Annotated in this window: 13 protein-coding genes; 9 read left to right on the top strand and 4 right to left on the bottom strand. The window is 63.4% G+C overall.

The genetic code is table 11. The features are described from left to right. The first annotated feature begins 28 nt into the window (after positions 1 to 28). The 5 genes from odhB (at position 29) to sucD (ending at position 5220) form a co-directional block, all read left to right on the top strand. Positions 29 to 1285 (top strand): 2-oxoglutarate dehydrogenase complex dihydrolipoyllysine-residue succinyltransferase, encoded by a 1257-nt coding sequence (gene odhB, locus C2134_RS05390; protein WP_103318454.1) that lies wholly within the window; start codon positions 29 to 31, stop codon positions 1283 to 1285. Positions 1286 to 1338: 53 nt separating this feature from the next. Then, on the top strand, positions 1339 to 1524 hold the full coding sequence (locus C2134_RS05385; protein WP_071109688.1) for a hypothetical protein: 186 nt from the start codon (positions 1339 to 1341) through the stop codon (positions 1522 to 1524). Positions 1525 to 1540: 16 nt separating this feature from the next. Then, positions 1541 to 2974 (top strand): dihydrolipoyl dehydrogenase, encoded by a 1434-nt coding sequence (lpdA, locus tag C2134_RS05380; protein ID WP_103318165.1) that lies wholly within the window; start codon positions 1541 to 1543, stop codon positions 2972 to 2974. 161 nt (positions 2975 to 3135) lie between these two features. Then, positions 3136 to 4308 (top strand): ADP-forming succinate--CoA ligase subunit beta, encoded by a 1173-nt coding sequence (gene sucC / locus C2134_RS05375; RefSeq protein ID WP_043624884.1) that lies wholly within the window; start codon positions 3136 to 3138, stop codon positions 4306 to 4308. A gap of 27 nt (positions 4309 to 4335) precedes the next feature. Then, positions 4336 to 5220, top strand: coding sequence for a succinate--CoA ligase subunit alpha (sucD, locus tag C2134_RS05370; protein ID WP_071109690.1), 885 nt, complete (start codon positions 4336 to 4338; stop codon positions 5218 to 5220). A gap of 205 nt (positions 5221 to 5425) precedes the next feature. Here the strand turns inward: sucD and C2134_RS05365 are convergent, their stop codons facing one another. After that, entirely contained in the window at positions 5426 to 6070 is a 645-nt protein-coding gene (locus C2134_RS05365; protein WP_158248703.1) for a TetR/AcrR family transcriptional regulator, read from the bottom strand. A 53-nt stretch (positions 6071 to 6123) separates the two neighbouring features. Next, positions 6124 to 7629 carry an MFS transporter gene (locus C2134_RS05360; protein ID WP_103318160.1) on the bottom strand — a complete coding sequence of 502 codons (1506 nt, stop codon included), beginning with the start codon at positions 7627 to 7629 and terminating at the stop codon, positions 6124 to 6126. Between the two features lie 88 nt (positions 7630 to 7717). Between C2134_RS05360 and C2134_RS21140 the strand changes: the two genes are divergently transcribed. From C2134_RS21140 to C2134_RS05335, 4 genes are all read left to right on the top strand, one after another. After that, positions 7718 to 8647 carry a LysR family transcriptional regulator gene (locus C2134_RS21140; RefSeq protein ID WP_158248702.1) on the top strand — a complete coding sequence of 310 codons (930 nt, stop codon included), beginning with the start codon at positions 7718 to 7720 and terminating at the stop codon, positions 8645 to 8647. Between the two features lie 132 nt (positions 8648 to 8779). Then, positions 8780 to 10666 carry a methyl-accepting chemotaxis protein gene (locus tag C2134_RS05345; protein WP_071109692.1) on the top strand — a complete coding sequence of 629 codons (1887 nt, stop codon included), beginning with the start codon at positions 8780 to 8782 and terminating at the stop codon, positions 10664 to 10666. Between the two features lie 217 nt (positions 10667 to 10883). After that, positions 10884 to 12767, top strand: coding sequence for a methyl-accepting chemotaxis protein (locus C2134_RS05340; RefSeq protein WP_103318452.1), 1884 nt, complete (start codon positions 10884 to 10886; stop codon positions 12765 to 12767). Positions 12768 to 12873: 106 nt separating this feature from the next. Next, positions 12874 to 13314 (top strand): hypothetical protein, encoded by a 441-nt coding sequence (locus C2134_RS05335; RefSeq protein ID WP_103318156.1) that lies wholly within the window; start codon positions 12874 to 12876, stop codon positions 13312 to 13314. 3 nt (positions 13315 to 13317) lie between these two features. Here the strand turns inward: C2134_RS05335 and C2134_RS05330 are convergent, their stop codons facing one another. Both C2134_RS05330 and C2134_RS05325 read right to left on the bottom strand, forming a co-directional pair. After that, positions 13318 to 13770, bottom strand: a complete 453-nt coding sequence (locus tag C2134_RS05330) for an LEA/WHy family protein (protein WP_103318450.1) — start codon at positions 13768 to 13770, stop codon at positions 13318 to 13320. A gap of 37 nt (positions 13771 to 13807) precedes the next feature. Beyond that, complete coding sequence (locus tag C2134_RS05325; RefSeq protein WP_103318154.1) at positions 13808 to 14122, bottom strand: hypothetical protein; 315 nt, start codon at positions 14120 to 14122, stop codon at positions 13808 to 13810. Between the last annotated feature and the right edge of the window lie 94 nt (positions 14123 to 14216).

Raw genomic sequence — 14216 nt, 5'->3', positions numbered from 1 at the left:
TCGCGGCCGCTCCTCCATGGAGAAGAACATGCTGATTGAAGTCCAAGTTCCGCAACTGCCGGAATCCGTATCCGAAGCCACGCTGATGAGCTGGCACAAGAAGGTCGGCGAATTCGTCAACCGCGACGAAAACCTGATCGACCTGGAAACCGACAAGGTGGTGCTGGAACTGCCGGCGCCGCAAGCCGGCGTGCTGGTGGAAATCGTCCAGCAGGATGGCGCGACCGTGACCTCTGGCCAGCTGATCGCCAAGATCGACACCGCCGCCAAGGCAGGCGCAGCCGCTCCGGCCGCTGCCGCCGCCCCGGCGCCCGCCGCTGCGCCGGCTCCGGTTCAAGCCGCCGCCCCGGTTGCCGGCGCTGCCGCGATGCCGTCCGCCGCCAAACTGGCCGCCGAAACCGGCGTTGATCTGTCCAAAGTGGCCGGCTCCGGCCGCGATGGCCGCGTGTTGAAGGAAGACGTGCAAGCCGCCGCCAAGTCGGCCGCGCCGTCGCAGGCCGGTCCGGTGATCGCCCCGGCCGCCAACGCCGGCGTCGCCCTGGCTTCCACGCCGTCCGCCGTCAACGTCGCCGGCATCCTGTCCGGCCGTCCGGAGCAGCGCGTGCCGATGTCGCGTCTGCGCCAGCGCGTGGCCGAACGTCTGGTCATGAGCCAACAGACCAACGCCATCCTCACCACCTTCAATGAAGTGAACATGAAGCCGGTGATGGACCTGCGCAACAAGTACAAAGAGAAGTTCGAGAAAGAGCACGGCATCAAGCTGGGCTTCATGGGCTTCTTCGTCAAGGCCGTGGTTGCCGCGCTGAAGAAATATCCCATCGTCAACGCTTCGGTGGATGGCAACGACATCGTTTACCACGGCTACTTTGACGTGGGCGTGGCCGTGGGCAGCCCGCGCGGCCTGGTGGTGCCGGTGATCCGCAACGCCGACCAGCTGTCCCTGGCCGAGATCGAGAAGCAGATCGCCGACTTCGGCAAGCGCGCCCAGGAAGGCAAGCTGACCGTGGAAGAGCTGACCGGCGGCACTTACACCATCTCCAACGGCGGCACTTTCGGCTCGATGATGTCCACCCCCATCATCAACCCGCCGCAATCGGCGATCCTGGGCATGCATGCCACCAAGGAGCGCGCCGTGGTTGAGAACGGTCAAGTGGTGGTGCGCCCGATGATGTATCTTGCCCAATCCTACGACCACCGCATCATCGACGGTCGCGAAGCGGTGCTGAGCCTGGTGGCCATCAAGGACGCCATCGAGGATCCGGCGCGTCTGCTGCTCGACCTGTGATGAACCGGGCCGGCGCAAGCCGGCCTGTCTGATATTTCACGAACGGAGTAAACATGAATCTGCCGGATTGGCTTTACGCACTCGCCTCGGTACTGGCTGGCGTGGCGCTGCTTTTCCTGACCTGGAAAAAGCGCCAGCAAGGCGTGCGGGAGAGCTATTACAACCTGTTCGGCAAGATCGTCATCGCGCTGTTCATGATTGCTTTCGGGGCCTTGCTGTTCAAAGTCGGCAAGGCCTGACCCCAAGGGAAATCCCATGAGCCAACAGTTTGATGTGGTAGTGATCGGCGGCGGTCCCGGCGGTTATGTCGCGGCCATCCGCGCGGCCCAGCTGGGCTTCAACACCGCTTGCGTGGACCTGTTCAAGAACCCGGAAGGCAAGCCTTCCCTCGGCGGCACCTGCCTGAACGTCGGTTGCATTCCGTCCAAGGCGCTGCTGCAGTCGTCGGAAAACTTCCACGCCGTGCAGCATGATTTCGCCAAACACGGCATCAGCGTGTCCGGCGCCAAGATGGATGTGGGCCAGATGCTGGCCCGCAAGACCGAGATCATCACCAAGAACGCCGCCGGCATCAGCTTCCTGTTCAAGAAGAACAAGGTCGCCAACATCCATGGCCTGGCCAGCTTCAAGGGCCGCCAGGGCGACAAGTGGCTGATCGAAGTCACCGACAATGGCGCGGTGGTGGATACCCTGGAAGCCGTCCACGTGATCGTGGCCACCGGCTCCAGCCCGCGCGCGTTGCCGGGTCTGGCCACCGACAACCAGCTGGTGCTGGACAACGAAGGCGCGCTGGCGCTGACGGCGGTGCCCAAGCGCTTGGGCGTGATCGGCGCCGGCGTGATCGGCCTGGAAATGGGTAGCGTCTGGAAGCGTCTGGGCGCCGAAGTGACCATTCTGGAAGCGATGCCGACCTTCCTGGCGGCCGCCGACCAACAGATCGCCAAGGAAGCGTTCAAGACGCTGACCAAGGACACCGGCCTGGACATCAAGCTGGGCGTGAAGATCGGCGAGATCAAGACCGGCAAGAAGAGCGTCACCGTCAATTACGAACTGAACGGCGAAGCGGTGAAGGCCGAGTTCGACAAGCTGATCGTGTCCATCGGCCGCGTGCCGAACACCCAGGGCCTGGGCGCCGAGGTGGTGGGCCTGCAGCTGGACGAGCGCGGCTTCGTCGCCGTGGACGAGCACTGCCATAGCAATCTGCCCAATGTGTGGGCGATCGGCGACGTGGTGCGTGGCCCGATGCTGGCGCACAAGGCGTCGGAAGAGGGCGTGGCCGTGGCCGAGCGCATCGCTGGCCAGAAGCCGCATGTCGATTTCGGCGTGATTCCGTGGGTGATCTACACCTCGCCGGAAATCGCCTGGGTCGGCAAGACCGAGGAGCAGCTGAAAGCCGAGGGCATCGAGTACAAGAAGGGCACTTCCGGCTTCGGCGCCAACGGCCGCGCGCTGGGCCTGGGCCAGGCGCAGGGCATGGTCAAGATACTGGCCGACGCCAAGACCGACCGCATCCTGGGCCTGCACATGATAGGCCCGATGGTGTCCGAGCTGGTGAGCGAGGGCGTGGTGTCGATGGAGTTCAAGGCCGCCAGCGAAGACCTGGCGCGCATTGTCCACGCCCACCCGTCCTTGTCCGAAGTGGTGCACGAAGCCGCGCTCGCCGCCGACAAGCGCGCGTTGCACGGTTGATGGGAGCGCGGGTCGTGTACAATGCGCACGACCCAACCGGGAACGGGCCGAGATGCCAGCCGGGGGGCTGGCGCGGCCTGCGCCAACAAGGTTTGGCAAGCGATCAAGGAATAGAGGCAGAGGCGCATGCCCGCCATCATTTCCCCGAAAGGAAACCATAGATGAACCTGCATGAATACCAAGCGAAAGAGCTGCTGAGCCGTTACGGCCTGCCGGTGCAACAAGGCATTCTGGCCACGTCGCCGGAAGAAGCGGCTGCCGCCTACGACAAGCTGGGCGGCAAATTCGCCGTCGTGAAGGCCCAGGTGCACGCCGGCGGCCGCGGCAAGGCGGGCGGCGTGAAAGTGGTGAAGAGCCGCGAAGAAGCCGCGGAAGTCGCCAAGACCCTGATTGGCACCAATCTGGTGACCTATCAGACCGACGCCGCCGGCCAGCCGGTGAACTCGGTTCTGGTCTGCGAAGACATGTACCCGGTGCAGCGCGAACTGTACCTGGGCGCCGTGGTGGACCGCGGCAGCCAGCGCGTCGTGTTCATGGTTTCCACCGAAGGCGGCGTGGAAATCGAGAAGGTGGCCGAAGAGACCCCGGAAAAGATCATCAAGATCGAGATCGATCCGCTGGTCGGCATGCAGCCGTTCCAGGCGCGCGACGCCGCTTTCGCGCTGGAACTGAAGGGCGAACAAGTCGCCTCCTTCACCAAGCTGATGCTGGGCGCTTACAAGGCCTTCGTCGAGAACGACTTCGCCCTGTTCGAAGTCAACCCGCTGGCGCTGCGCGAAAACGGCCAACTGGCCTGCGTGGACGGCAAGATCAATCTGGACTCCAACGCCCTGTACCGACACCCGGATCTGCTGGCCATGCGCGACAAGAGCCAGGAGAACGAGCGCGAAGTGAAGGCTTCCGAGTTCGACCTGAACTACGTGGCGCTGGAAGGCAATATCGGCTGCATGGTGAACGGCGCCGGCCTGGCGATGGCCACCATGGACATCATCAAGCTGAAGGGCGGCCAGCCGGCCAACTTCCTGGACGTGGGCGGCGGCGCCACCAAGGAGCGCGTGATCGAAGCGTTCAAGCTGATCCTGGCCGACACCTCGGTGCAAGGCGTGCTGATCAACATCTTCGGCGGCATCGTCCGCTGCGACATGATCGCCGAGGCCATCATCGCCGCCGTGAAGGAAGTGAACGTGACGGTGCCGGTGGTGGTGCGTCTGGAAGGCAACAACGCCGAACTGGGCGCCAAGATCCTGGACGAATCCGGTCTGAAACTGACTTCCGCCCAGGGTCTGAACGACGCTGCCGAGAAGATCGTCGCCGCCGTCAAGGCCGCTGCCTGAGACCCGCACTGAGCTGAGGAATACAAAATGAGCGTATTGGTAAACAAAGACACCAAAGTGCTGGTGCAAGGCTTCACTGGCAAGAACGGTACTTTCCACGCCGAACAGGCGCTGAAGGTCGGCACCAAGGTTGTGGGCGGCGTCACCCCGGGCAAGGGCGGTTCCGAGCACCTGGGCCTGCCGGTGTTCAACACCATGAAGGACGCCGTGCGTCAAACCCAGGCTGACGCCTCGGTGATCTACGTGCCCGCAGCCTTCGCCAAGGATTCCATCCTGGAAGCCATCGACAGCGGCGTGAAGCTGATCGTCTGCATCACCGAAGGCGTGCCGACCCTGGACATGCTGTACGTGAAGAAGGCCGTGGACGAAGCCGGCATCCGCCTGATCGGCCCGAACTGCCCCGGCATCATCACCCCGGGCGAGTGCAAGATCGGCATCATGCCGTGGCACATCCACAACCCGGGCCGCATCGGCATCGTGTCCCGCTCCGGCACCCTGACCTACGAAGCCGTGGCGCAAACCACCGCGCTGGGCCTGGGCCAGTCCACCTGCATCGGCATCGGTGGCGACCCGATCCCGGGCACCAGCCACATTGACGCGCTGAAGCTGTTCCAGGATGATCCGGATACCGACGCCATCGTGATGATCGGCGAAATCGGCGGTTCCGCCGAGGAGGAAGCGGCCGAGTTCGCCAAGTCCTACGTGACCAAGCCGGTGGTCGGCTACATCGCCGGTGTCACCGCGCCGAAGGGCAAGCGCATGGGCCACGCCGGCGCCATCATCTCCGGCGGCAAGGGCACGGCGGAAGAGAAGTTCAAGGCTTTCGAGCGCGCAGGCATCGCCTACACCCGCAGCCCGGCCGAAATCGGCAAGACCATGTTCGAACTCTTGAAGAGCAAGGGCATGATCTAAGCCCGGTTTGCCGGTCTGAACGAAAACACCCCGCGAGCGATCGCGGGGTGTTTTTATTTGAACGGCGGATTTTGGCCACGAAATCCACGAAAAGCTTACACCGAGACTCAATACGTCGCGCCGTGCCGATGCTTGGCCAAATAGTTTGTTGCGCGCAGCAGATGTTCGTGTTTTTCGTGGGTTTCGTGGCGGGTATCAGGCCTAGTTAGGCATAACGCGAGAACACGCGCTCGAACGGCGACTGGAAGCGCGGACTGACGTAGGGCGCCAAGAGGAACATCAGGCTGCGGCAGCCGGACTGGATCAGCTTGTCCAGCTCCGCCGCGCTGGCGTTCTGCTTGATGGTGTTGACCCAGCCGGTTTGCACCATTTGGAAATGCTGCACCAGATGCACCAGCTGCTGGTCGTCCACCAGCAGCATGCCTTGTTCGCGCAGGCTGGCGAACAGCTGGCCCAGCTTGCTGTTCAGCTGGCCGCGGGACAGCTGCTGATGTTCCTCTTCCAACTGCGGGTTGACGCAGAACAGGCTGGGCAGGCTCTTGGGCAGGAAGCGGAAGCTCCAGATATGGCGCAGCGTCTTTTCCATCGCCATCACCATCGCCTCGATCGAGTTGTTGTGGTTCAGCGCGGCGGACAATTGCTCCGCCATCCCCTTCACATAGCGATGGTACAGCTCGTTGATGATCTCTTCCTTGTTGCGGAAGTGATAGTAGAGCTTGCCGGTGCTGATGTTCATCCGCTCGGCGATGTGGTTGGTGGTGATGACGCGTTCGCCTTCCTGATTGAACAGCTGCAGGCTGGCCTCGACGATCTTGTTGAAGGTCTCCGATTGCGTGCCGCTCTTGCGCATGACAATTTCTTCCTGATGAAACATGGGTACGAGCGAGAGCCGGCTGCCGCAGATCAATCCGCTGCGCGCAGGGCGAGCAGACAGCCCGCCAGCGCCAGCGCGATCCATACCTCCAGACGGAAAAAGTCCAGACAGGAAATCAGCGTGGCCTGCCGGGCCAGTTCGCCGGCCAGCACTCCAAGTCGCTGAGTATCGCTCAAATTGGGCAATTGTTCCCGTAAAAGATGCAAAGCGTCGTTAAATTGCCACGCATCCCACGAAAATCGCTCGGCCAGACGGTTGTAATGCAGCGCGTTGCGTTCCTGCATGAAAACGCTGGCCAGGGCCACGCCGGCGGAGATCGAAACCTGGCGCACGATGTTCTTGGTTTGATAGGCGTGGGCAAAGGCGGCGGGGGCGATGGTGCGGAAGGTGCTCTGTGCCACCGACATGATGAACAGGGACATGAAGCCGCCGTTCAGCAGCAGGATCAGCGTCAAGCGGCCGACGCCGGCCTCGCCGTTGAGGCCGCTCATCAGCCAGCCGTAGGCCGCCAGCAGCGCGCAACTGGCCAGCAGCGTCTGGCGCAGGCCGGGCGCGCGTCCGCGCAGCAACAGTCCGGCGTACAGCAGCGCGAACAACATGCCCGCCAGATAGCTGATCGACAGCAGCAGGCCGCTGGTGGGCAGGTCGAAACCCAAGGCCTGCACCGTCAACATAGGCAGGATATAGCTATTGGCCGAAACCAGCAGGTAGCAGCAGCTGTAACCGAACAGGCCCATGCGGTAGCCGGGGCGCCGCAACAGGCGCCAGCGGCGGCGGTCCGAGGCGCGGCGGCGGTGCAGGGAGCGGAACAGCGCATAGCTGACGATGCCGGCTGCGCCGGCGGCGGCCAGCCATTGCGGATGGCCGAACAGTTGGTATGGCATTTGCTGAATCAGCCATTGCAGCAAAAACACTGCCGCCAGCAGCCAGACAAACGATTGCGCCGGGTAATGCGCGGGACGGGGCGCGGGCGGGCGCAAGGGCAGCAGGCGGGCGGCCCATAGCGCCGGCGGCAGAAACGGCAAAACGCCCCAGCACAGCGCGCGCCAGCCATGGGCCTGCAGCAGCCAGCCGCCCAAGAGCGGCCCCAGCGCGCTGCCCAGGAGCAGCGCCTGGCCGAAGGCCACCAGCCCCAGGCCGCGCTTGGCCAGCGGCAATTGCGCCACTTCCAAGCGCGCCGCGGTGAAGAAGGCGGCGCCGCCCAGGCCTTGTATCGCCCGGCCGGCGATGAAGCCGTCAGGCGACTCGGCCGCGCCGGCGATCAGCGCGCCCAGCGCGAACAGAACGATGGACGCCTGCAGATGGCGGCGCGAGCCGAAGCGCTCCACGCACCACTGATGGTTGAACAAGGCAACCACCGCGCACAGCGCATAGGCCATCGCCGCCTGGCTGAATTCCTCCGGGCCGGCGCCGATGCCGCCCATGACCTGCGAGGAGGCGAAGTTGAGCAGGCCGTTTTGCAGGAATTCCAGCCAGGCGATCAAGGCGATCGCCAGCAGGCGGGCACGGCTGGTCGAGTGCGGGGAGGATTGCATGCCGAGGCATCCGATAGTGGGGGATGCCGCCAGTGTAGAAAGCGCTTATGATTTAATAAAATCGATCGTTTTCATTGGATGTATTACTGTGAATGATATTGACGCCCTGCGCTTGCGCCGCCTCGATCTGAACAGCCTGGTGGTGCTGCACACGCTGCTGAGCACGCGCAGCGTCAGCCAGAGCGCGGAGCGGCTGTGCCTGGGCCAGCCGGCGGTCAGCCATATCCTGAAGCGGCTGCGCGAACAGTGCGGCGACCCGCTGTTGTGCCGCGATGGCCGGCGCATGGCGCCTACCCCCTATGCCGAGGCCTTGCTGCCGCTGTTGGAGGCATGGCTGGCGCAGGCGCAGCAGCTGATCGCGCCGCACGCTTTCGATCCAACCCAACTGGACGGGGCGTACCGGCTGGCGATGCCGGACTTGCTGGAGGCGGCGTTGTTGCCGCGGCTGATCGCCTCCCTGCAAGAACAGGCGCCCGGCCTATGCCTGCAGGTGCTGGCGATGCCGGCGTCCGAGGTGCCGACCGCGCTGGACGAGCGGCGCATCGACGGCGCCATCGGCCATTTTCCGCAATTGCCGGGGCGTTTGAGCCGGCGGCGTTTGTTCCGCAGCCGCTTCGTCTGCGTGCACCACGCCGGCCGCCTGGCATTGCCCTCCTTGCTGGACGCGGCCCAGCTGGCGCGGCCGCCGCATTTGTACACCTCGTACATCGGCAACGACGCCAGCCTGGTGGACGACTATCTGCGCGCGCATGGCCAGGCGCGGCGGGTGATCGCCTCCACCGCCAGCCTGCTGGCGATTCCCTTGCTGCTGGAGCGGCTGCCGGCGGTGGCGGTGCTGCCGGATTTGATCGCGCAAGTGTTGCGGGGAGGAGACGCCGGCCTGCGCTGGCGGCGCATAGACGACGCCGATCTGGCGATAGAAGTGGAGCATGTCTGGCATCCGCGCCGCGATGCCGATCCCCTGCTGAAATTCATCGACAGCCTGCTGTGGCAACAGAGCGCAGAATGGCGCGATTAAGCTTTATTGCCATCTTTCAGCAAGAATGATTGAAATTTGGCGTTATTATTTAAATGGAATGTTATTTTTAACGGTGCGCCGCAGCCTGCATGCCGGATAATAAGCCTTTTATATCAGTATCGGCTTATCATCATGCGCTCCATCCGACACAAGCTCATGCTGCTGACGGCGGCCTCCATTCTGGTGGCCACCCTCAGCGTCACCATTCTCGCTTGCCTGAATATCCGCAACCACGCCTACGACGAGGCCAAACGCGAAGTCACCCAGGTGCAGCAATTGCAAGGCGGCTTGGTGTCGGAATGGCTGACGGTGCGCAAGAACCTGATCGGCGCCAGCCTCAGCCGCGCCGGCGATCCGCAGGCCAGCTACTATCTGCAGCAGATCGCCAAGGGCGGCGGTTTCAACATCATCTATGCCGGCCACGGCGATAGCGGCGAAATGTTCTACTCCGTGCCCGGCCGCGCCAAGCCCAGCGCCGAATACCAGCCGGCCCAACGGCCGTGGTACCAGCAGGCCAAGGCCGCCGGCGGCGTGATCGTCACCGATCCGTACAAAGACTCCGAACCGGAAACCAAGGACAAGCTGGTGATCACCATCGCCGACAAGGCGCCGGGCCAGGAAATCGTCGTCGGCGGCGATATCCTGATCGAGAAACTGGTGAAGTCGGTGCTGGACATCAAGCTGGCCGGCGACGGCCACGCCTTCCTGCTGACCCGCCAGGGCAAGGTCATCGCCTATCCCAAGCCGGGCCAGGAGTTGAAGCCGATTGGCGAGCTGATTCCGGCTTTGGACGACAACCGTTTCCAGCAACTGGTGAACAGCGGCGAAGTGACGCCGCTGGAGATCGAGGGCAAGACCTTCCTGGTGGTGCTGCGCCAGGTGCCGGGCACCGATTGGGTGCTGGCGGTGGCGGCGGACGAAGCCGCGGTGCTGGCGCCGGTGACGCAGCTGATCTGGCTGATTGCCGGCGGCGTGGCCGTGGTGCTGCTGGTGCTGGTGTCGCTCAGTTCCGGCTATCTGGCCAAGCTGTTGCGCGGCCTGGTCCAGGTGCGTGACGCGATGCAGGAGATCGCGCAGGGCGAGGGCGATCTGACCCGCCGCATCGATGTGCAGGGCGATGATGAAGTGGCGCAGACCGCCAAGGCGTTCAACCTGTTTGTCGGCCGTTTGAACGGCATGTTCCGCGAACTGCGCGATGAGGCCGAGCAACTGGCGCAAGGCGTGATCGAAGTCGGCGGCGCGGTCAAGCAGGTGGCCGACGACTCGCATCGCCTGGCTGATATTTCCAGCTCCAACGCGGCGGCGATTGAAGAAGTGACCGTCAGCATCTCGCACATCGCCGATGCGACGCGCGAAACCGATTCGCTGGCGCGCAACACCGGCGAGCACTCGCGCGAGAGCGCCGGCGACATGCAGCGCATCAGCACCGAGATGGAGCATACCAGCCAGTCCGTAGGCGAGCTATCTGCGCTGCTGGGCTCGCTGGAGCAGCGCTCGCAGGAGATTTCCAAGATCACCAGCGTGATCAGCGACATCGCCGATCAGACCAACCTCTTGGCGCTGAACGCGGCCATTGAGGCGGCACGCGCCGGCGAACAGGGCCGCGGCTTCGCGGTGGTGGCGGACGAGGTGCGCAAGCTGGCGGAGCGCACGGGCAAGGCGACGGTGGAAATCAGCGATATGGTGGAGAACATCCTCAGCGAAACCGGCAAGGCGGTGGGCAATATGCAGCGCACGGTGGGCGCGGTGGATACCAGCGTGGAACTGACCAGTCAGGCGCGCGGCCGCCTGATCGCCATCAGCGACGCCATGCAGCAGGTGATAGACAAGATCGGCGACGTGGCCTTGTCCACCAGCGAGCAGCACAACGCCACCACGGCGATGGCGCAAAGCACCGAGTCGATCAACAACCAGATTCTGGACTCCGACGCCGCGCTGCAGGGCGCGATGCAGACGCTGGAAGATTTGCGTCGCGTGGCGCGCACCATGCAGGACGCGTTTGGACGTTTCAAGCTATAACAAGATCGAGAAGCAGCCGGCCGGCAGTGTGGCGGAAGCGACATGTCAGCTGGCTATTGCTTGTCTGCTGGTCAGGATGTTGGATTATTTTGCTTACGACTGGTCGCGCAATTTGTAACTGTGATTTACAATTTGCCGCGTTTTGAGGCTCGCTGCCAGCGCAGATTCTGCGCGGGTGGTGTGGGGCCGGCCCATCGTCGATGAAAAGCGCAATGCCATGAAATCCATCCGAAGCAAGATCGCCCTGCTGTTGGCGCTGGCCATATTGGTCGCTACCTGCGCCACAGCCGTCAGCGCCTATCTGAAATTCCGCAGCAATCTGTCCGACAGCATCGATGCCCAGCTCGATCTGGCCATCAGCGGACAGCAGCGCTTCGTCTCCAATTGGCTGGAGCAGCGCCGGCAGATCATCGCCAGCGCCGTGCGCCATGGCGGAGAAGCCGATCCCACCCTCTATCTGCAGCAGCTGGCCGAGGCCGGCGGCTATATCCAGATTTTCGTCGGCGACGGCGACACCAAGGGCATGGTCTATTCCATCCCCGGCAAGCAGAAGCCCAGCCCGGAATACGATCCCGCTTCGCGCGGCTGGTTCAAGACCGCCAAGGCCAAGGGCGGCGTGATCGTGACGCCGCCATACAAGCCCGCCAGCGCCACCATCAACGATCTGGTCATCACCGTGGCCCAGGCCTTGCCGGCCGGCAACAAGGTGGTCGGCGGCGACATCGCCATCGGCCAGCTGGTGAAGTCGGTCTTGTCCGTGTCCTTGCCGGGCAATGGCTTTGTGTTCCTGATGGGCAAGGATGGCAAACTGATTGCTTATCCCAAGCCGGATACGGCTTTGAAGCCGCTGTCCGACCTGATGCCGGGCATGGATGCTGACCACATCGCCAGCCTGTTGGACAAGAAGGAAGCGGCCGAGGTGGAGCTGGATGGCGGACGCCGCCTGCTGCGCCTGAGCCCGGTGGAAGGCAGCGACTGGGTGCTGGGCGTGGTGGTGGACAGCGAACTGCGCGACGCGCCGCTGCGGCAGATGATGGTCGATATGGTGATCGAACTGCTGGTGGTGCTGGTGGTGATGCTGCTGCTGGCGGGTTCGTATCTGGGGCGTTTGCTGAAGGGCTTGATCCAGGTGCGCGACGCGCTGCGCGAGATTTCGCAAGGCGAGGGCGATCTGACCCGCCGCATCGGCGCGGAAGGGGAAGACGAGGTGGCGCAGATGGCAGAAGCCTTCAACCAGTTTGTCGAACGCCTGAACGGCATGTTCCGCGAGCTACGTAGCGAAGCCGAGCAGTTGACCCAGGGCGTGATCTCCGTCGGCGCGGTGGTGGCCAAGGTGGCCGAGGATTCGCATGCGCTGGCCGATATTTCCAGCTCCAACGCGGCGGCGATTGAAGAAGTGACCGTCAGCATCTCGCACATCGCCGACGCCACCCGCGAAACCGACGAGCTGGCGCGCGATACCGGCGCCCACTCCCAGGCCAGCGCCGAGGAGCTGCAGCGCATCAGCGGCGAGATGGCGCGCACCAGCCAGTCGGTGGGTGAGCTGGCCGGCCTGCTGGCGGCGCTGGAGCAGCGTTCGCAGGAGATTTCCAAGATCACCAGCGTGATCCGCGACATTGCCGATCAGACCAATCTGCTGGCCCTGAACGCCGCGATCGAAGCCGCGCGCGCCGGCGAGCAGGGCCGCGGCTTCGCCGTGGTGGCCGACGAGGTGCGCAAGCTGGCGGAGCGCACCGGCACGGCTACGGTGGAGATCGGCAATATGGTGCAGAACATTCTGTCCGAAACCGGCAAGGCGGTGGGCAATATGGAGCGCACCATCCAGTCGGTGGACAGCAGCGCCAGCCAGACCGAACAGGCGCGCTCGCGCTTGGTGGACATCACCCGCGCGATGGGCCAGGTAGTGGACAAGATAGGCGATGTCGCCCTGTCCACCGGCGAGCAGCACAACGCCACCACGGCGATGGCGCAGAGCACCGAGTCGATCAACAACAAGATCCTCGATTCCGATGCCGCGCTGCAGGAGGCGCAGCAAACGCTGAATGCGCTGGATGGGGTGGCGCGCAGCATGCAGCAGGCGTTTAGCCGCTTCAAATTGTAAAAATCAGATGGTTTGATTTGCTACGCCAGCCCTTGGGCTGGCGTTTTTCATGCTCAGACGGGAAAATGGGCGGCGTGATGCGTATCGGACAAGAAAAAGGCTGACAATGAACAAGCTGTTGTTACCGCTGTTGCTGCTGGGCATGGCCGGCTGCTCCATGATTCCCACCCAGGAAGGCTACGCGCAAAAGGTATATCGCTGGCAGGGCCGCGACGCCAACGAAATGTTGAGCGTATGGGGACCGCCCACCAAGACCATGCAAATGCCCAATGGCAATATGCTGTATTCGTATGTGAAAGAAAGCACGGTGCAGCAGCCGCTGACCGAGAACACCCGTTACGAGCCCGGCACCAAGGTGACCGTCACCGACAACAACGGCCAAGCCAAGGTGATCGAAACGCCGGGGCGTTGGGTCAGCAATGGTTTCAGCGGCGGCGGCACCTACCAGTACCGCTGCGCCACCAATTTTGTGGTCGACAAGAAAACGCAGGAAGTGCTCAGCGTCAGCTTCGAGGGCAACGACTGCGTCGCCCCCTTGCAGCGTTAAAGCCTATTTTTTCAGCGCGGGCAGTTGCCACTGCCCCTTGCTTTCGAACGGCAGGTCCGCCATGCCGTTCAGCCCTTGCAACTGGCCGTGGACATCGTAGTCCAGCTTGCCGCCCGGCAACTGCTGCCAGTTGGCCAGCTGGCGTATCCAGCCTGCCAGCGAGGTGCGCACCTGCAGCTGCACCTGGCCTTCGCCGTTGGCCGGGATGGAGATCGGCTGGTCGCTCATGCCGGTACCCAGTTTCTCGCCGGCCACCATCACTTCGAAGGTCAGGCCATTGGCTTTCAGCGGGATGGCGTTGGGGTTGCTGATGCGCAGCGTCACTAGGAAGTTTTGCTCGAACAGCGTGCTCTTGCCCGGTTCGATATTGCTGAGGCTGACTTGCGGTTTTTTCAGGCCCATGCTGCCGCAGCCGGCAAGCAGCAGCATCAGCAGCGTGGTGGCGATCCATTTCATGAGGCGGTGATCCAATTTGCAATAGCGAAAGCGCATTCTACTGGCAGCGCATGTCGCCTTGTGTAAATGCATTGTACGGAATTGTTAGCGTGCCAGCGCGCAAAAGCAACAGGCCATCTCGATGATGGCCTGTTGCTTTTGCGGCTGCGTTCGCCAAAAACGCCTCTTCGGCGTCGGCTTCGCCCTGGCTTGCGGCGAGCGGATGGTGATCCCATTCGTTCCAGTCCTGCAGTTCGGCCCACAGCGCCTGTTTTTGCGCATGGCGCTGTCCGGAGCGGCTGGCCGCGTGCGCCCCGCCTTTTTTCAATATCGGCGCGCAAGCCAGCGGATTGCGCGGTTTGATCGTATGCATGATTGTCCTTGTTGAGAATGCGCCATGCGGCGCGCAGGCGATTCTGTGCCCGGCGGCGGCGGGCGTCAAGCAGGCAGCAAAAAGCCGCCCGGAG

This window comes from Chromobacterium sinusclupearum (assembly GCF_002902845.1).
Taxonomy (GTDB): domain Bacteria; phylum Pseudomonadota; class Gammaproteobacteria; order Burkholderiales; family Chromobacteriaceae; genus Chromobacterium; species Chromobacterium sinusclupearum.
Note: the sequence above shows the minus strand (reverse complement) of the source record. Positions and strands in the feature narration are given on the sequence as shown.

Bases quoted from the DNA above. Each gene is read 5' to 3' on its own strand.
- odhB (WP_103318454.1), top strand. From the start codon at position 29: ATGCTGATTGAAGTCCAAGTTCCGCAACTGCCGGAATCCGTATCCGAA.
- C2134_RS05385 (WP_071109688.1), top strand. From the start codon at position 1,339: ATGAATCTGCCGGATTGGCTTTACGCACTCGCCTCGGTACTGGCTGGC.
- lpdA (WP_103318165.1), top strand. From the start codon at position 1,541: ATGAGCCAACAGTTTGATGTGGTAGTGATCGGCGGCGGTCCCGGCGGT.
- sucC (WP_043624884.1), top strand. From the start codon at position 3,136: ATGAACCTGCATGAATACCAAGCGAAAGAGCTGCTGAGCCGTTACGGC.
- sucD (WP_071109690.1), top strand. From the start codon at position 4,336: ATGAGCGTATTGGTAAACAAAGACACCAAAGTGCTGGTGCAAGGCTTC.
- C2134_RS05365 (WP_158248703.1), bottom strand. From the start codon at position 6,070: ATGCGCAAGAGCGGCACGCAATCGGAGACCTTCAACAAGATCGTCGAG.
- C2134_RS05360 (WP_103318160.1), bottom strand. From the start codon at position 7,629: ATGCAATCCTCCCCGCACTCGACCAGCCGTGCCCGCCTGCTGGCGATC.
- C2134_RS05345 (WP_071109692.1), top strand. From the start codon at position 8,780: ATGCGCTCCATCCGACACAAGCTCATGCTGCTGACGGCGGCCTCCATT.
- C2134_RS05340 (WP_103318452.1), top strand. From the start codon at position 10,884: ATGAAATCCATCCGAAGCAAGATCGCCCTGCTGTTGGCGCTGGCCATA.
- C2134_RS05335 (WP_103318156.1), top strand. From the start codon at position 12,874: ATGAACAAGCTGTTGTTACCGCTGTTGCTGCTGGGCATGGCCGGCTGC.
- C2134_RS05330 (WP_103318450.1), bottom strand. From the start codon at position 13,770: ATGAAATGGATCGCCACCACGCTGCTGATGCTGCTGCTTGCCGGCTGC.
- C2134_RS05325 (WP_103318154.1), bottom strand. From the start codon at position 14,122: ATGCATACGATCAAACCGCGCAATCCGCTGGCTTGCGCGCCGATATTG.